This window comes from Lentzea xerophila, from assembly GCF_051094245.1.
GTDB lineage: Bacteria > Actinomycetota > Actinomycetes > Mycobacteriales > Pseudonocardiaceae > Lentzea > Lentzea xerophila.
The window spans coordinates 4725932-4742035 of sequence record NZ_CP194934.1 but is presented as its reverse complement, the minus strand read 5'-3'; the positions used below and the strand labels follow the sequence as shown (position 1 = coordinate 4742035).

Sequence of the window (16104 nt, the reverse complement as noted above, 5' to 3'; positions counted from 1 at the left end):
TTGTAACAGCTTTATTAGCTGGGTAGGTTCGGAACTCCGCCGCGTTGGAAAGCGCTTTCCGCTGCCGTGCTGTCACGGCTTGGCCCACAGGGTGGTGGGGAATGTACCGACGCTTGTCTCGCTTGTCCCGCTTGGCCGTCACAACCTTGGTGCTCTCAGCCTTGTTCGTGCCCGTTGCCTCGGCTCAGCCGGGGGTGCCCGTGGTGTCGAACGCCTCGGCCCAGTCCGACGTGCCTATCGCCGATCCGCTGCCGACGCCGGGCGCCTCCGGCATCGGCCTGGAACTCACCGAGGTCGCGCGGCTGCCCGCGTCCCAGCCCGTGCCGCCGCCGACGGACACCAGGTTGGTGCGCTACAACAGGATCAACTACCTCGGCGAGGTGCCGGACGGCTCCGGCCGGCTGTTCGTGCCCGACATGAACGGCAAGCTGTACCTGCTGGAGAACGGGGCGCAGCACGCGTTCCTGGACCTGGGCGCGGTGATCGGCCCCGACTTCCACACCCACCGCGGCCTGGGCAGCGGCTTCGGGTTCGCCGCGTTCCACCCGGACTTCCGGAGCAACGGCAAGTTCTACACCGTCCACACCGAAACCGGTTCCGCGCTGACGTCCAAGAAGCCGGACCTGCCGTCCCTCGGAAACACCCAGGTGCACGGGGTGATCACCGAGTGGACCGCCGCGGATTCGTCTGCCGACGTCTTCGCCGGCACGCATCGCGAACTGCTGCGCGTCGGCTTCGCGTCGTTCATCCACGGCTTCCAGGAGATCGGCTTCAACCCGACGGCGCGGCCGTGGAGCGAGGACGACGGCCTGCTCTACATCGCGTCCGGCGACGGCGGGATCGGCGTCTCGACGACGCTGCCGCAGGACCTCGCGCTGCCGCAGGGCAAGATCCTGCGCATCGACCCGGCGGGCACGAACGGCGTCAACGGCCGGTACGGCATCCCGCGCTCGAACCCGTTCGTGGGCAAGGCGGGCGCGTTGGGGGAGATCTACGCGTACGGCATGCGCGACCCGTACCGCTTCAGCTGGGACAGCGGTGGCTCGCACCGGATGTTCATGGGCCACATCGGGGAGAAGGCCGTCGACTCGGTCTACGAGGTGCGCAAGGGCGCCAACCTCGGCTGGAGCGAGCGCGAGGGCATCTGGGAGTACCGGCGCGGCGACCCGTCGTGCGGCGTGTTCCCGCTGCCCGCCGACGACGCGAAGTACGGCTACACCTATCCGGTGACGGCGTTCGACCACAACCGGCTCTCGTCGACCCGGCCGTGTGCCGACAGCGGCAACGCGTTGATGGGCGGTTTCGTCTACCGCGGCTCGAAGATCCCTTCGTTGCACGGCAAGTACATCTACGGCGAGGGCGTGAAGGGGCTCCTCTACTACGCCGACGAACGGGAGATGCGCGCCGGTCAGCCGATGGCCGTGTCACGCGAGCTGATGGTGTACGCCGACGGCCGGCTGACCACCCTCAAAGCTCTGGTGAACGACCCGAACCGGGTCGACCTGAGGTTCGGCCAGGACGCCGACGGCGAGCTCTACGTGCTGGCCAAGGCGAACGGCAAGGTCTGGAAGGTGACAGGGGCGCGCACCTTCGCGTCCTGCCGCACCGGTCATGACTTCGTCAACGGCGCCGGGGCCGAGCGTGCGTGGCAGCCGGTGACGCCGGAACTGTGGCGGTTCCCCGGCCGTGAGGTCGTGCTGGCCGAACCCGGTGTGGCCCGGCCCGGTCCCCGGCGGCCGTTCGAGTACGCGGTGCTGAAGAAGGGGCCAGAGTTCGGTTCCGTCCAGGTCGATGCGTCGGTACGGCTGGACACGCCGGTCGCGGAGTCCAACCGGGACGTGATCATGGTGTTCGGCTACCGGTCGGACACGGAGTTCTACTACGCGCATCTCTCGTCGGACAACAAGATCTACCCGCACAACGGCATCTTCGTCGTGAACAACGCGGACCGGCTGCGCCTCGACCACCAGTGGGACGCCGTACGTTCCGTCGGCGCGGCTCCCGCCGTCAATGACACGGCGTGGCATCGCGTGCGGGTGAAGCATTGTGCCGACACGGGCGAGATCGCGGTCTATCTGGACGGTTCGTCCTATCCGCTGATGACCGCCGTGGACACGACGTTCTCGTCCGGCCGGGTGGGGTTCGGCTCGTTCGACAACATCGGCAGGCTTCGCGACCTGCGCGTGCAGGGCAGGGGGATCCGGTGATGAGGCGACTGCTCGTCCTCGGCGTGGTCGCGGTGTTCTGCCTCGGCCTCGCCGCGCCTGCCCAGGCCACGTTCGGCACGGTGCTGCCGACGCTGGCCCGCGACCTGGTGTCGTACTACGACTTCGAACATCCGGTACGCGGCGACAGCTCCCTGGAACAGGACAGCGGCCGCTCGGGAACCCGGCTGCGGCTGATCAACGGTGGCGCCGACATGCGCGTGCGGGACGGCGCCTTCGGGCGGAGCCGGAACTCGTTGCAGCTGAAGCAGATCGACCCCGCCACCGCCGGCAACGACGACTGGAAGGCAGGCCTGTACAGCGAAACCGGCGTGCCGTCGCTGAAGGAGTTCAACGGCGCGCGGCAGGCGTCGATCATGGGCTGGGTGAAGATGACCGGCCAGAACCCGGCCCCGAACTCGAACTCCGCCGACCCGGCCGACCTCTACGGCGCGATCGGCCTGGCCGGCGTGCTGTCCGGTGACTCCAACGGCCACGCGGTGCGCGCGTTGCTGGAGCTGATCGGAGTCGACGGTGAGCTGAAGCTGGTCGCACTGGCCCGGCGAGTCGACGGCGGCGGGTCGCAGACGTTCGCGGCCGCCGAGGACTGGCGGAAGCTGTTGCCGCAGAACGAATGGGTGTTCCTCGCGGCCACGTTCGACTTCGACACGGGCGCGATGGCCCTGTACCGCAACGGAAAGCCGTTGACGGGCAGGTACGTCACCGCCGGGGACCCGTGGCAGCTCGAAGGCGAGCCGGAACCGGACGTCTCCTCGGCGACCGACCCGCGCGGGATGAAGATCGGCGGGAGCTACCCGCAGAACACCCGCGAGGGCAACGCCTGCAACTGCCGGATGGACAGCCTGATGTTCCTCGACCGCGTCGCGCGGCCGTGGGAGGTGCGCCTGCAGTACCGCTGGATGGCGAACTAGGGCCTGTATCGAAGTCCATGTCCGCGATAGCCGGGCCTGAGGCGGCCCCTGGCGGCACGGCCGGATGGCCCACATACAACACCGGTATGCGGGCCATCCGGCCGCACCACCAGAAACCACCTCAGGCGCGACTCTCATCGAACGGGACTTCGATACAGGCCCTAGTCGAACACGAGGACGCCCTGGGCGGCCGGCTGCATCGTCCCGACCTTCGCCTCGCTGACCTTCATCGTGGTCAGGTCGGTGATCGGCTGGCCGTCCGTCCCGATGAACTTCACCTTCACCGGCGTCATGCCCGGCAGCTCGGCGGTCATCTCGTTGATGGCGAACGAGCCGGTCTCGTCGTCGACGTCGAGCTGCACGCCGGCGAACGCGGTCTCACCTGGCTGCAGGGTGATCGACGGGCCCTCGCCGGGCACCAGCTTCTGCTCCACCGGGATCGCGGCGGGCTCGTTCGCGGGGTTGGTGAAGGCGAGCCTGGGCCAGCCCTGGAACGTGATCGGCGCGGAGCTCTCGTTCGTCGCGGCGAGCAGGCCCAGACCGGGCTTGCCCTGCATGGTCAGCTCCGCCTTCACCGTCGGCTCCTGCTTGTCGGAAGCGGAGGCCGAGGTGGGCGTGGCCGAGCCGGTCGGGGAGGATGCCTGACCCTGGGGCGCCGGGTCCGACGCCCCGCAGGCCGTGGCACCGACCGCGAGCACGGCGGCGAGGATCGTGAGACGCATGTGCTGGCCCCTTACCGGTGGTTCGAGTTGATCACCTCCGAGTAACCGCCGGACGGGGTGGCTCAAACCGCTCGATCGGGTGTCAGAGCGTGGCGGTCCTCACCGCCTTCGCCATCGCCTCGAAGCCCTTGTCGCCGGGGTGCAGGTGGTCGCCCTCGTCGTAGTCGGGCCGGATCCGCTGCGGGTCGGCCGGGTCGCGGATGACCTCGTCGAAGTCCACGACCGCGTCGAAGTCGTCGCTGGTGCGGATGAACGCGTTGACCGCCTGCCGCACCGACTCCAGTTCCTCGGTGTAGCTGTTCCAGCCCTTGAACGGCGTGATGGTCGCGCCGATCACCCTCAGCCCGCGGTCGTGCGAGCGCTGGGCGATCTGCCGCAGCGCGGCGATGATCTTGGCGGGGTCCGTCTGGTGCGGGGTCTGCTGGATGTCGTTGATGCCCTCGAACACGATCACCGTGCGGACGCCGGACTGGGTCAGCACGTCGCGGTTCAGCCTGGCGAGCGCGTTGGGGCCGGCCGAACCGCCGTCGAGCAGGAGCCGGTTGCCGCTGATGCCCGCGTTCAGCACGCCCAGGCGGGTGTTGACGCGGTCGGCGAGCTGGTCGGGCCAGCGCAGGTTCGCGCCCCACGTCGAGTTCGCGCCGTCGGTGATCGAGTCGCCGAGCGCGACCACGCTGCCCCGCAACGTCGACGAGCGCACGTCGACGCCCGAGACGTAGTGCCAGTTCGTCGTGCGTTCGCGGAAGGCCGCCGCGGACTCGTCGGCCGTGTGGTCGCCGTCGCGGGTGAAGTACGAGTTCTGCATGGTCAGCTGGTGGCGCGTGACCGGGCCGCCGGGCTCGGGCGTGTGGACGCTCACGAGCAGGTCCGAGTCGGCGGGGACGGTCAGCGCCACACCGTCGCTGACCACGTCGGCACCGGGCGGCGCCATGATCGACCGGGAGCCGCCGAACGTCAGCGTGCGCATGGTCCCGGGCACCGCGAGCGGCGTGTCCGGGCCGGCCGCGCGGGCGACCGTGACGTGGCCGAACAGGATCGGCGTGCGGCCGTAGGCGTTGGAGAGCCGGACGCGGATCTCCTTGCCGCCGGCGCTGACGTGCACGATGTTGCGGATCGTGAAGTTCGGATAGCCGTTGTCGGTGCCGGGCACGGCCGAGGACGGTGCTGTCGCCCAGGTGCCGACCCATCTCGGAGGTGCGGCCTGCGCGGGTGATGCCGCGGCCACGAGCAACGCCACTGCCAGCAGAAAGCGCGTCATGCACTTGACCTTGGCAGCGCTCTCACCCGGACGGTATCCGCTGATCTTCGGATCTATGCTGTGCGGCGTGTGGAACGGGGCGGAGTACCAGCGCAGGTTCGACTCGCTCGCCGAGTCGGGCGTGGACGTGCACGGCGAGGCGACGTTCGTGCGGGCGTTCGGGCCGAAGTCCGTGCTGGACGCGGGCTGCGGCACCGGGCGCGTCGGGATCGAGCTCGCGCGGCACGGCATCGAGGTGGTCGGTGCCGACCTCGACGCCTCGATGCTGGCCTACGCGCGCGAGCAGGCGCCGGACATCACGTGGGTGCGGTCCGATCTGGCCGCGCTCGACCTGGGACGCACCTTCGACGTGGTCGTCATGGCGGGCAACGTGCCGCTGTTCACCGCGCCCGGCACGCAGGACGCGCTGGTCGCGGGCGTGGCGCGGCACGTGGGAGGCGTCCTGGTCGCCGGCTTCAGCCTGGACCGCGGGTACACCGTCGAGGAGTACGACGAGCATTGCGCGCGGGTCGGGCTCAGGCTCGTCGAGCGCTTCGCGACGTGGGACCGGGAGGCGTTCCAGGGCGGGGACTACGCGGTGTCCGTCCACACGCGCCACTAGCGGTACGCGCGGATCGCGGCCTCGACGAAGTCCCTGGTGAGCGGGTCGTCCTCGCGCCAGGCGATCACGACGGGGCTGGGCGGCAGGTCGTCGAGCGGCACCACGGTGAGCTCGCGGCCCAGGTCGTGGCCGAGCGGGGCCAGGCCCACGGATCCGTTCCACAGCACGGATTGCACGCACTCTTGGACCGCGCGGACGACGGGGCCGCGGCGCGGTTCGCCGCCGTTCCAGTAGTTCCGCCACACCTCGTCGGTGCCGTCGGGGAACTGGAACCAGTCCCGGTCGGCGAGGTCGCCGGTGGTGATCCGCTCCCGGCGTGCGAGCGGATCGTCCGCCCTGAGGACCGCGCCGACCGGGTCTCGTCGCAGAATCCGGGTCTTCAAGCCGGTCTCGTCAAACGGGCCGCGCGTCAACGCGACGTCGACCTGGCCGGTGCGCAGGCCGCAGGTGGGGTCGGTCAGGTCGGTCTCGCGGACGCGGATCTCGACGTCCGGGTGCCGTTGCCGGAACGCGGCCGCGAGCGTCGCCGCGCCGTGGTCGCCGAGCATGCCGACGGTGATCGTCGTCCGCGCGAGTTTGGCGCGGATGCGACCGGCCTGGTCGAGCAGCGCTTTGGCCTCCTGCAAGAGGATTCGGCCCGATCCAGTCAGCGTGACGCCGGCGGGGGAGCGGTGCAGCAGCGTGGCGCCGAGATCGGACTCGAGCTGCCTGATCGCCCGGCTGAGCGGTGGCTGGCTCATGTGCAACCGCTGCGCGGCGCGGCCGAAGTGGAGTTCCTCGGCGACAGCGACGAAGTAACGCAGCGTCCGCAGCTCCATGACCAGCCACGATACTCGCGCGGTATCGGGTGTGCGCAGCCGGTCTTGGACGAGAGGTGTCCTCCGGCGCTGAAGTGGGGGCATGAACCTCCCTGACCCCGTCGTCCGCGTCTCCGGTGCCGTCGAGGTGGCCGCCGACGTGCTGGTGATCCCGAACGAGCACGTCAGCCTTGTGCCCAACATCGGCGTCGTCGGTGGCACCGAGGCCATCCTCGTCGTGGACACCGGACTCGGCCTCGCCAACGCCTCCGAGGTGCTCGCGTTCGCGTCGGAGGTGGCCCGCGGCCGGCGGATCCACCTGACGACGACGCACTTCCACCCCGAGCACGCGTTCGGCGCTTCCGTGTTCGGCGGCTCCTATGTGGTCAACCGCGCGCAAGCGGATGACCTGCGCCGCAAGGGATCCGGCTACCTGGAGATGTTCAGCGGGTTCGGTGGCGCGGTCGCCGAACGGCTGGCCGGGACCGAGGTGCCGGTGCCGGACGAGGTGTTCGACGGGACGCTGTCACTCGACCTCGGCGGCCGGACGGTGCTCCTGCGGCCGACCGGCCGCGGGCACACGCTGGGCGACCAGGTGGTCGAGGTACCGGACGCGGGCGTGCTGTTCACCGGCGACCTGGCCGAGACCGGGCAGTTCGCGATCTTCCCGTGGTTCCCGCCGCACGACACCGACGTGTCCGGCGTCGCGTGGATCGACGTGCTGGACCGGCTGATCGCGGGTGGACCGCGGGTCGTGGTGCCCGGACACGGGTCGGTGGGCGATCTTTCGGTGCTGCAAGGGGTTCGGGACTACCTCGGGGAGCTGCGGGACGAGACGTGGCGGCGCCGGGACTCGGCGATGGGGCCCGACGAGATCGTGGCCGAGGTGCGGGCGGTGCTGGTCGAGCGGCACCCGGAGTGGGCGGGGCGGGAGTGGATCGAGCCCGGGGTGGGCTGCCTGTGCGCTGAGTAGCCTCGGTTCACGTGAGACTCCTCGAATGCGGCCACGCGGCCAACGCCGGTTCTCCGCGCGTCTGTGAGCACCTGCTGGTGGAGGAGCCGCCGGATTTCTACCGGCTGCTCCGAGCGCGGCGCGCGAATCGGCCTGGTGCGCGGGTTCCGGCCGACCGCGCACCACGACGGCACGTTCGTCTCGCTCAACGATGGTGTGCTCAATAGGTTCAGTGTTGACTAAAGATAGCCCTCGCCGAAGTGGGCGCGGATGACCTTCTTGGGCACGCACATGGTCCAGGCGCCGACGACGAGCTCGGTCATCTCCTCGACGTCCAGCTCGGCCATCGAGGCGTGCACCCACTGGAAGCGCATGTCGGACTGGCTGGGGAACGCGAACTTGACCGGGTCGCTCGCGACCAGCGCCTCGCGTTCCTCACGCGGGTAGCCGAAGCCCAGCACCGTCTCGTCGCGGGACAGGGCCGCGTAGACGATCTTGCCCACGCGGAACTTCACGCGGTCGCGGATGAGGTGCTCGGTGGTGCGCGGCAACGTCAGTGCCACGGCGCGGATGTCGGCGGCGGTGACCATCAGGAGATCCTCCTCGCGGCGGCGCCGTCGTGCAGGAAATCGGCGCGATCTCCCGTGCCGACCAGCGACAGGATTTGGTGGCCTCCGGCGTCCGGTTCGGCGGTGATGATCGTGCGGTCGCCGAGGCGGACGACCTCGACGCGGTTCCCGGGGAAGGCGCGCGGGCGGTAGGTCAGGAACGCGCGTTCGCCGGCGGTGCCGAGGGTGATGTCGTACAGGGTGTTGCGGTAGGTGCCGCACATCCAGGCCTCGACCGGCGCCGGGTTCGCGGGTGGTCGCGGTGGTGGCGGCGACTCGACGCCGGTGAGCGTCGCGCTGAAGATCTCGTGGGCCAGCGGCTCGGCTCCCGCGCTGTTGGTCAGGACTGCCACGGCGACCTTTGCGGACGGCAGGACGCGTAGGAAGGCCTTTTGTCCCTTGGAGACGCCGGTGTGGCCGACGACGCCGTCCGGGTACCGCATCCAGCCGAGTCCCCAGCCGCGGATGCCGCCACCGAAGTCCGGCACGGTGTCGAGCTGGGGTTCGCGCAGTGGCGCCAGGCGGGGATCGGTGAGGTGGCCACGACGGACTCGGTCTTCAAGATCGGTTCGATCACCAAGATCTGGACCGCGACCCTGGTCTGGCACCGCAGGTGGCGCGCGGTGAGGGAGTCGGCCGAGTTGGTCAGCCGGAGGTCCGGCAGGTAGTGGCGCACGGGGCGGTCGCGGTCGAGGAGGCCCTCGTCCACCAGGGCGACCCCGGTGTGCAGGCTCAGCACGCCGGCGGCGAAGTCCTGGACCTCCTCGTTGGCGAGCACGGCGACCTGGGCGCCCGGTACGTCGTGTTCAACTCCACCGGTCGATCCTAGTTACGGACGGTGACTCCGTTAATTGCCAATGGATGGCAGTTCCGAATTCGGCAATGGGAACGAATCGGACAATCGACATTAATGGCACCGAGTTCGCCAATGTTCGCGCCCTGGGTCGGTAGTTGTCGTGGCAACTTATTGTGAGCGCGTGAACGTGTGCTCACCTGCGGAGATGGTCCGTATTCCAGCTCGCTGCCTAATACTTTCGTAAGGAAAATGCCAATTGAGACGGCGTAATGATTTCGTTCGATGAGAGTGCGAACACACTCCACTTCCCTATTGCATCCGATCGGGTGAAAAGTGGTGGAATGAACCTCAAACGGTCCATTCCGGCCCTCCTTCCGCTTGTGCTCGCCGCGTCGTTCGTCGCGGTCGGCACGGCCGAGTCGGAGACGCCGATGCAGAGTCCCGTCAACATCACGTCCAACGCGGTCCGGCACGACCCGCACGCGGCGAAGCTGGACGTGACCTATGGGCACTCCGCGCTGGAGTTGAAGTACGTCCGCAAGGACGCGGCCAGGCCCGACGGGTGCACGGTTCGCGACCACGAGGAGACAGAGGAGGCGGAGGTAGAGCCCGGATCGGGCCACGTCACGGTCGCGGGCACCAGATACGACCTGGTGCAGTTCCACTTCCACACGCCGTCCGAGCACCAGTTCGGCGGGCGCAACACGCCGCTGGAGATGCACCTGGTGCACCGCAACGCCGAGGGCAAGCTGCTGGTGGTCGGCGTTCCGCTGGTCGTCGGCTCGCACTCGGTCGTGGACGACGTCCTCGCGACGCTGTCGCCCGAGTGCGGTGCGCCGGTGGAGATCGCGCCCATCGACCTCAACCGGCTGCTGCCGCGTGGTCATCACACGCTGCACTACACCGGCTCGCTCACCACGGCGCCGTTCACCGAGGGCGTCGAGTGGTACCTCACTGGTGAGCAGCACGTGACGGCCGCGACCATCGCGCGGTTCAAGGGGCTGTTCACCGCGGGCAACGCCCGTGCGACGCAGCCGCTCAACGGCAGGACGCTCGTGGACGTCCCGCGTATCTGACGGTTCGCGGCTGACCGACCCGCTGGGCGGTGTGTTCCGTCCAGGGCCGGGTGAGGCCTCACCCGGCCCTGGACTGCGGTATGCAGGCCGCCGGCGGCGAACATCGCGGCGGCGGCTCGGCGGCCTCGCGATCGAGGGCGGGCTGGCTACACCGCGCCGAACCGGATCGGAGCCCTTGCTCCCGCCGGTGTTCTGGCGGTCGCCATCGTCTCGATCCGGCAGCACCGGCGTGTGAGCAGTGGCACCGGCCGGAGGCTTCTGAAGCGCGTCAGAAAGACCGTAGGATGGTTCCAGTCGCTAACTAATTCGTCCTGCGTCAGTGCCGACCGCGGACACCTCGACCAGGAGCGAATGTGAACACCACCCGCGCCATGACCGCACTCGCGCTCGGCGGGTTCGGCATCGGTACGACCGAGTTCGCGACGATGGGCCTGCTGCCGCAGATCGCGGAGACCTTCCGCATCCCCGACTACGAGGCCGGTCACGCGATCAGCCTCTACGCCGCCGGTGTCGTCGTCGGTGCCCCGCTGATCGCGGTGCTCGGCGCCAAGCTGCCGCGCAAGGGCATGCTGATCGGCCTGATGCTCGCGGTCGCCCTGGGCAACGGGTTGTCGGCCGCGGCCCAGGACAAGACCCTCCTGCTCATCGCCCGGTTCGTCGCCGGACTGCCGCATGGTGCGTTCTTCGGCATCGCGGCCGTTGTCGCCGCCACGCTCGTTGCTCCCGAACGGCGCGGCACGGCCGTTGCGCGTGTGATGGTCGGACTGACCGTGGCGAACCTCGTGGGCGTACCGCTCGCCACGGCGGCGGGCCAGCAGATCGGCTGGCGCACGGCGTACCTCGCGGTCGCGCTGATCGCGGTGGTCACGGCCCTGGCGATCGCGGCGTGGGTGCCGCGGGTGCCGACGGTCGAGGGCGCGTCGATGAAGGGCGAGGTCCGCGCGTTCGGGCGGCCGACGGTGTGGTTCGCGATCTTCACCGGCATGATCGGCTTCGGCGGCATGTTCGCCGTGTACTCCTACGTCGCGCCTCTCACCACCGAGACGGCCGGGCTGTCCGCGGGTGTCGTTCCGTGGATCCTCGCGGTGTTCGGGCTCGGCATGACGCTCGGCGCGACGTTCGGCGGCCGGTTCGTGGACCGGTCGGTGACGGGTTCGGTGTTCGGCGGGATGATCGCCGTCTGCGTGATCCTGGTGCTGTTCGGGCTCACCGCGACCATTCCGGCGTTCCTGTTCGTCTTCCTGTTCCTGCTGGGCTTCGTCGTGCAGATCCTCGCGGCCGCGCTCCAGATCCGGCTGATGGACGCCTCTCCGGACGCACCGTCGCTCGCGGCCTCGTCCAACCACTCGTCGCTCAACGTCGCGAACGGCGCGGGCGCGTGGCTCGGCGGCCTCGCTATCGCCGCCGGCTGGGGTTACACGTCCACGGCGTGGGTCGGTGTGACGCTGTCGGTGGCCGGCCTGGCGATCGCGGTGGCGTCGGTGCTCTACGAACGGCGGGCTTTGACGCGGGAGACCACGAACCAGACGATGGCGATGGCCAGTGCGGCCAGCACCACGGTCGAGACCCAGCCCAGGTAACGGTCGACGAGCTGGTAGTTCTCGCCGAGCGCGTACCCGGCGAGGATCAGCGCGGTGTTCCAGAGCAGGCTGCCCGCCGCGGTGTAGAGCGTGAACTTCACGATCGGCATCCCCGACACCCCGGCTGGGATGGAGATCAGGCTCCGCACGACCGGGACCATCCGCCCGAAGAACACGGCCTTGTTGCCGTGCTCGTCGAACCACTCGTCTGCTTTGTCCACATCGGACACGGTGACGAACGGGATCTTGTCCGCGACCCGGCGCAGCCGCTCCAGGCCCAGCCACGCGCCCAGGCCGTACAGCAGGAGCGCGCCGACGACCGACCCCGCCGTGGTCCACAGAATCGCCGCGATCAGCGAGATCTTCCCCTGACCGGCGGTGAAGCCGGCCAGCGGCAGGATCACCTCGCTCGGTACCGGCGGGAACACGTTCTCCAGCGCGACCGCGAGGCCCGCGCCGGGCGAGCCCAACGCCTCCATCAACCGAGTGATCCACTCCATGGTTGTCGAGTTACCCGTTTTGCCCTGCTGTTCAACCTCCGGGCGGAGATGCGTCTCCGATTGGGCTACGTTCCTCAAGGCCGCCGGGAAGACCCACTCTCTCCGCCGCAGCAGGCCCGCACGTGGTCAGGCCGGGTGGCAGGCCGATCGTCAGCAGGTCTACCGTTGACCGCCTTCTCCTGAAGGAGGTCGACGGTGCGAGGCGCGATCGCGGCGGGCCACCCGCTCACCGCACAGGCCGGCGCGGCGATGCTGCGCGCTGGTGGTAACGCCGTGGACGCGGCCGTCGCGGCGATGCTGACGTCGTGCGTCACCGAGCCGTTGCTGACCGGGCTCGGCGCCGCCGGGTACATGATGATCGCGCCGGCCGGTGAAACCCCTGTGCTGCTGGACTTCTCGGCCGAGGCGCCGGGACGGGGGAGGACCGGGGACAGGGCTCCGCTCGACCCGATCACCGTCCACTTCGGTGACGCGCAGCAGGAGTTCCACGTGGGACCGTCGTCGGTCGCCGCCTACGGCATGCCCGCCGGTGCCGCGAAGGCCGCCACCTACGGCCGGGCGCCGTTGCACGAACTCGTGGCCACGGCGGCGAAGCACGCCCGCGAAGGCCACCGGGTCAACCGGTACCAGGCCTACGTGACGTCACTGCTGCTGCCGCTCGCCCACAGCGCGGGCCTCAACGCCTTCGAGGAAGGCGAGCTCCTCGTGCAGCCCGAGCTCGCCGAAGCCCTCGACCGGCTCGGCGGTGACGGCGCCGAGCCGTTCTACAACGGGGACATCGCGGCCGCGATCGCCGACTGGATCACCGGCCGGGGCGGCGACCTCACCCGAGCGGACCTCGCGGCCTACGAGGTCGCCGAGCGCGAGCCGTTGCACGTGCGGCACCGCGGCCGTGACATCCATACGAACCCACCGCCCGCTGCGGGCGGTGCGTTGCTCACGCAGATGCTGGAAGCGTTGCCGGACAACCCCTCGCAGCAGGACCTCATCCGCGCGCTCGCCACGCCGAAGACGCACCTGAACCGCCTCGGCTCCACCACGCACATCTCGGTGCTCGACGCCGACGGCACGGCCTGCTCGGTCACGACCACGAACGGCGCGGGCTCCGGGATCTCCATCGCGGGCGTGCACCTGAACAACATGATGGGGGAGGAGGACCTGTCGCCCGACGGGTTCTTCAGCCACGCGCCCGGCGACCGGCTGCCGTCGATGATGGCGCCCACGGTCGTCACCCACCACGGCGCCGCCGAACTCGTGCTCGGCAGCGCGGGGTCCAGCCGGATCTGCGGCGCGATCCTGCAGGTGCTCGCGAACGTCCTCGACCGCGGCATGCCCGCCCAGGACGCCGTCGACGCACCCCGGATGCACCTGAGCGGCGACCATCTCCACGTCGAACCGGGAATTCGACCGGAAAGTGAATTGCCGGTCACCCGCTTCAGCGCTCCGAGCATGTTCTTCGGCGGTTGCCAGGTGGTCGAAATGACCGGATCGGGCCTGCTCAGAGGTGGTGCAGATCACCGTCGCGACGGTGCGGTCGTCGTCGTGTGAGATTTTGCCCGCATAATGGGATATCTAGTTTCCTGATTCACCTGTCACCGCGCACGATGAACGCGTGACGGCACTCAGCGAGAGAAGATCCTCGCCGCTCCTGTCCCGTACTTTCCTCCAACTCTCGGTCATCAGCGTCGTGTCCGGCGTGTCGATGGCGCTCGCGCTGCCGTTCGGCTCGTTGTTCCTCACGAGCGAAGTCGGGGTCACGCCGTTCCAGCTCGGCTTCTTCCTGATCGTGAGCCCGCTCGCGTCGGTCGTCGCGAGCACGGTCATGGGCAGGCTGTCCGACGGCCGGGTGCAGCGCCGGTACATGCTCGCCGCGGGTGGTGTCGCCGGTGCGATCGGCTACGGCCTGTTCGCCGTGCTGCGTGACTACTGGTTCCTGCTCGGCACGTCCGTGGTCTTCATCGCGATCACGTCGTCGTTGCTGCCGCAGCTCTTCGCGTACGGCCGCCAGGTCTCACAAGGACCGTCGATGGTCGTCAGCGTGCTGCGGACGCTGCTCTCGGTCGCGTGGGTCGCCGGACCGCCGCTGGCCGCGCTGCTCGTCGCGAAAACCGGGTGGATCGGGCTCTTCGCCGCCACCGCCCTGCTCCAGCTCGGTGTCGCGGTGCTGGCGCTGCTGCTGCCGATTCCCGCAGCGGTTCCGCGGCAGGAAAAGGCCGAGGAGGTGGCGGGACCGGCGCGCGGCAACATGTCGGTCGTCTCCGCCGCGTTCCTGTTCCTGCAGGGAGCCGTCTCGCTCGCGGTGAGCGGCCTGCCGTTGTTCGTCACGACCGAGCTCAACGGCACCACCGCCGACGCCGGGCTCGCGATGGGTCTGTGCGCGGCGCTGGAGATCCCGATGATCCTGTGGTTCGGGTCGCTGGCGAACCGGACGTCGCAGCACAGGCTCGTGCTCATCGGCGCGGTGATCTCGTTGAGCTACCACGGCCTGATGGTGTTCGCCGACTCGATGTGGCAGGTCATGGCCGCGCAGTTGCTGCACGCCACCGTCATCTCGTTGATCATGGGCGTCGGCATCACCTACTTCCAGAGCCTCGACCCCGGCCGCCCCGGCCACGCCACGACGATGTTCAGCAACACCCAGATCGTCGGCGGCATGGTCGCGGGCGCGTTGCTCGGCGTCTCCCAGGGGCTGGGCTTCCGCTGGGTCTACGGCTTCAGCTTCGCGATGTGCGTGTGCGGTCTCGCGCTGTTGCTGGTCGCGGGCAGGCTCACTGGATCGTCGAGGCGGTGACCTTCGGCCGCTCGCCCGTACCGAGGTAGAAGATCCCCTTGACGGTCTCGAAGCCGAGGCTCGGGTTGCGGCGCAACGTGGAGCCCTCCACCGACATCGAGCCCGACCTGTCGTTGCTGACGAAGAACACCGCGCCGCCGCCCTCGTTGGCCTGGTTGTCCTCGATCAGCGACCCGGCGATCCGCAGCGTGAACGTGTTGCCGTCGTTGTAGATCGCGCCACCGCTGCCGCCACCCGGCGTGCCATCGCGCGCGGGGTTGGCGCCACGGCCGATGGCCTTGTTGCCCTTCATCAGGCTGTTGAGCACCACCCACGACGTGCCGATGCTGCTCAACGCACCGCCGTTGGAGCACACGCCGCCCTCGAAGGTGCTGCCGGTGATGTGGACCGGCACGTTGTCGGCCCAGTCGGTCACGCGGATCGCGGCACCGCCGAGGTCGGGGCCGTTGGCGTCACACCTGTTGTTCGCGAAGCGGGAGTTCACGACCTTGAGCCGGCCGCCGCGCACGATCAGCGCGCCGCCTCCTCCGCCGTCGGCCGTGTCACCGGTCGAGTTGCCGTCGGCGAGGGTGATGTTCTGGACCACGAGCCTCGGCCCGTTCTGGTCGAGCAGCCGGCGCTGTCCCTGGCCGCTCAACGTGATCCGGCCGCCGCCGTCGAGGACGACCCTCGCGCGGACCCGCGCGGTCGCGGCCATCGGGATGGTGTGCGGGTTCGGCCCGCAGCTGAAGGTGATGACCCCGCCGGCGGCGACCGCGTCCAGAACGGCCTGCGACGTGCAGCTCGCGGGCGTGCCGGTGCCGATCACGCGGGTGGGCCTGGAGGTGTCCTCGGCGGCGGCTTCCGGTGGCACGGCGGCGGTGCCGTTCGGGTTGCCGAACTTCGCGACCGGTGCGGGAGGCGGCGGCGGGGGAGCGGCGGATGTCGGTGGTGCGGCGCTGCTGCTCGGCGTCGGCGTCACCACGCTGACGGTCTGCGACGGTGACGCCGTGGGTAAGGACGGGGCTGCGACGGGAGAGCCCTGGATCGTCGTGCCGCAGCCGGCCACGAGGGCGGCGAGCAGCACGACTACCTGTCTACCTGACATGCCGGGCACCCTAAACCCCGTGTCGCGGTGGGCAAAGCACCTGGTGAACCGCCCGCGAGACCAAGGCGTGCCGCAGGTGTTTCCCGACTGTGACCCCGCGGACCTGAGCAAGATCCGGTTGGGCGCGCTCTCACGGCCGGTGTCCGCAGGTGTGGGACGGTGCCTGGTCTGACTCGGGAGTCAGTTATGAGGCGTCCTCC

General features: G+C 69.5%; 15 protein-coding genes and 1 pseudogene. 9 read left to right on the top strand and 7 right to left on the bottom strand.

Translation table 11 applies throughout. The features are described from left to right. Nucleotides 1-203: 203 nt before the first annotated feature. Both ACRSBM_RS22655 and ACRSBM_RS22650 read left to right on the top strand, forming a co-directional pair. Nucleotides 204-2207, top strand: coding sequence for a PQQ-dependent sugar dehydrogenase (locus ACRSBM_RS22655; protein ID WP_434445729.1), 2004 nt, complete (start codon nt 204-206; stop codon nt 2205-2207). Beyond that, a complete protein-coding gene (locus ACRSBM_RS22650; protein ID WP_434445727.1) occupies nt 2207-3136 on the top strand; it encodes a LamG-like jellyroll fold domain-containing protein in 930 nt (309 codons plus the stop codon). Before ACRSBM_RS22655 ends, ACRSBM_RS22650 begins: the two co-directional genes overlap by 1 nt. Nucleotides 3137-3297: 161 nt before the next feature. Here the strand turns inward: ACRSBM_RS22650 and ACRSBM_RS22645 are convergent, their stop codons facing one another. Both ACRSBM_RS22645 and ACRSBM_RS22640 read right to left on the bottom strand, forming a co-directional pair. Next, nucleotides 3298-3858 (bottom strand): DUF4232 domain-containing protein, encoded by a 561-nt coding sequence (locus tag ACRSBM_RS22645; protein WP_434445724.1) that lies wholly within the window; start codon nt 3856-3858, stop codon nt 3298-3300. A gap of 82 nt (nt 3859-3940) precedes the next feature. Then, a complete protein-coding gene (locus tag ACRSBM_RS22640) occupies nt 3941-5116 on the bottom strand; it encodes an SGNH/GDSL hydrolase family protein (protein WP_434445722.1) in 1176 nt (391 codons plus the stop codon). A 67-nt stretch (nt 5117-5183) separates the two neighbouring features. Here ACRSBM_RS22640 and ACRSBM_RS22635 point away from each other — a divergent pair, with 67 nt between their 5' ends. Beyond that, nucleotides 5184-5717 carry a class I SAM-dependent DNA methyltransferase gene (locus ACRSBM_RS22635; RefSeq protein ID WP_434445720.1) on the top strand — a complete coding sequence of 178 codons (534 nt, stop codon included), beginning with the start codon at nt 5184-5186 and terminating at the stop codon, nt 5715-5717. Here the strand turns inward: ACRSBM_RS22635 and ACRSBM_RS22630 are convergent. After that, complete coding sequence (locus tag ACRSBM_RS22630) at nt 5714-6535, bottom strand: LysR family transcriptional regulator (protein ID WP_434445718.1); 822 nt, start codon at nt 6533-6535, stop codon at nt 5714-5716. The two genes, ACRSBM_RS22635 and ACRSBM_RS22630, sit on opposite strands and share 4 nt — an antisense overlap. Before the next feature lie 82 nt (nt 6536-6617). Here ACRSBM_RS22630 and ACRSBM_RS22625 point away from each other — a divergent pair, with 82 nt between their 5' ends. Next, nucleotides 6618-7487, top strand: a complete 870-nt coding sequence (locus ACRSBM_RS22625; RefSeq protein ID WP_434445717.1) for an MBL fold metallo-hydrolase — start codon at nt 6618-6620, stop codon at nt 7485-7487. A gap of 218 nt (nt 7488-7705) precedes the next feature. Here the strand turns inward: ACRSBM_RS22625 and ACRSBM_RS22620 are convergent, their stop codons facing one another. Both ACRSBM_RS22620 and ACRSBM_RS22615 read right to left on the bottom strand, forming a co-directional pair. Further along, entirely contained in the window at nt 7706-8056 is a 351-nt protein-coding gene (locus ACRSBM_RS22620) for an MmcQ/YjbR family DNA-binding protein (protein ID WP_434445715.1), read from the bottom strand. Then, nucleotides 8056-8757, bottom strand: a pseudogene (locus ACRSBM_RS22615) (serine hydrolase); the annotation flags it as partial. The gene ACRSBM_RS22620 and the pseudogene ACRSBM_RS22615, both read right to left, overlap by 1 nt. Here ACRSBM_RS22615 and ACRSBM_RS22610 point away from each other — a divergent pair. From ACRSBM_RS22610 to ACRSBM_RS22600, 3 genes are all read left to right on the top strand, one after another. Next, the gene (locus ACRSBM_RS22610) at nt 8742-8903 is read left to right on the top strand and encodes a hypothetical protein (RefSeq protein WP_434445713.1); all 162 of its coding nucleotides are present in this window, start codon (nt 8742-8744) and stop codon (nt 8901-8903) included. The pseudogene ACRSBM_RS22615 and the gene ACRSBM_RS22610 overlap by 16 nt on opposite strands. Nucleotides 8904-9211: 308 nt before the next feature. Beyond that, nucleotides 9212-9946, top strand: coding sequence for a carbonic anhydrase family protein (locus ACRSBM_RS22605; RefSeq protein ID WP_434445712.1), 735 nt, complete (start codon nt 9212-9214; stop codon nt 9944-9946). A 353-nt stretch (nt 9947-10299) separates the two neighbouring features. Continuing rightward, the gene (locus ACRSBM_RS22600) at nt 10300-11526 is read left to right on the top strand and encodes an MFS transporter (RefSeq protein WP_434445710.1); all 1227 of its coding nucleotides are present in this window, start codon (nt 10300-10302) and stop codon (nt 11524-11526) included. On the opposite strand, the gene ACRSBM_RS22595 is transcribed toward ACRSBM_RS22600, so the two are convergent. After that, the gene (locus ACRSBM_RS22595) at nt 11433-12026 is read right to left on the bottom strand and encodes a DedA family protein (RefSeq protein WP_434445708.1); all 594 of its coding nucleotides are present in this window, start codon (nt 12024-12026) and stop codon (nt 11433-11435) included. The genes ACRSBM_RS22600 and ACRSBM_RS22595 overlap by 94 nt on opposite strands. A gap of 195 nt (nt 12027-12221) precedes the next feature. Between ACRSBM_RS22595 and ACRSBM_RS22590 the strand changes: the two genes are divergently transcribed. Beyond that, nucleotides 12222-13574: a gamma-glutamyltransferase gene (locus tag ACRSBM_RS22590; protein ID WP_434445706.1), complete on the top strand. Its 1353-nt coding sequence runs from the start codon at nt 12222-12224 to the stop codon at nt 13572-13574. Between the two features lie 64 nt (nt 13575-13638). Continuing rightward, on the top strand, nt 13639-14817 hold the full coding sequence (locus ACRSBM_RS22585; RefSeq protein ID WP_434445704.1) for a sugar efflux transporter: 1179 nt from the start codon (nt 13639-13641) through the stop codon (nt 14815-14817). Here the strand turns inward: ACRSBM_RS22585 and ACRSBM_RS22580 are convergent. Beyond that, the gene (locus ACRSBM_RS22580) at nt 14795-15904 is read right to left on the bottom strand and encodes a hypothetical protein (RefSeq protein WP_434445702.1); all 1110 of its coding nucleotides are present in this window, start codon (nt 15902-15904) and stop codon (nt 14795-14797) included. The two genes, ACRSBM_RS22585 and ACRSBM_RS22580, sit on opposite strands and share 23 nt — an antisense overlap. Nucleotides 15905-16104: the final 200 nt, after the last annotated feature.

What these genes read in the sequence shown, in the direction of transcription:
- ACRSBM_RS22650 (WP_434445727.1), top strand. Translation starts at nt 2,207, where the DNA reads ATGAGGCGACTGCTCGTCCTCGGCGTGGTCGCGGTGTTCTGCCTCGGC.
- ACRSBM_RS22645 (WP_434445724.1), bottom strand. Translation starts at nt 3,858, where the DNA reads ATGCGTCTCACGATCCTCGCCGCCGTGCTCGCGGTCGGTGCCACGGCC.
- ACRSBM_RS22640 (WP_434445722.1), bottom strand. Translation starts at nt 5,116, where the DNA reads ATGACGCGCTTTCTGCTGGCAGTGGCGTTGCTCGTGGCCGCGGCATCA.
- ACRSBM_RS22630 (WP_434445718.1), bottom strand. Translation starts at nt 6,535, where the DNA reads ATGGAGCTGCGGACGCTGCGTTACTTCGTCGCTGTCGCCGAGGAACTC.
- ACRSBM_RS22625 (WP_434445717.1), top strand. Translation starts at nt 6,618, where the DNA reads ATGAACCTCCCTGACCCCGTCGTCCGCGTCTCCGGTGCCGTCGAGGTG.
- ACRSBM_RS22620 (WP_434445715.1), bottom strand. Translation starts at nt 8,056, where the DNA reads ATGGTCACCGCCGCCGACATCCGCGCCGTGGCACTGACGTTGCCGCGC.
- ACRSBM_RS22605 (WP_434445712.1), top strand. Translation starts at nt 9,212, where the DNA reads ATGAACCTCAAACGGTCCATTCCGGCCCTCCTTCCGCTTGTGCTCGCC.
- ACRSBM_RS22595 (WP_434445708.1), bottom strand. Translation starts at nt 12,026, where the DNA reads ATGGAGTGGATCACTCGGTTGATGGAGGCGTTGGGCTCGCCCGGCGCG.
- ACRSBM_RS22580 (WP_434445702.1), bottom strand. Translation starts at nt 15,904, where the DNA reads ATGTCAGGTAGACAGGTAGTCGTGCTGCTCGCCGCCCTCGTGGCCGGC.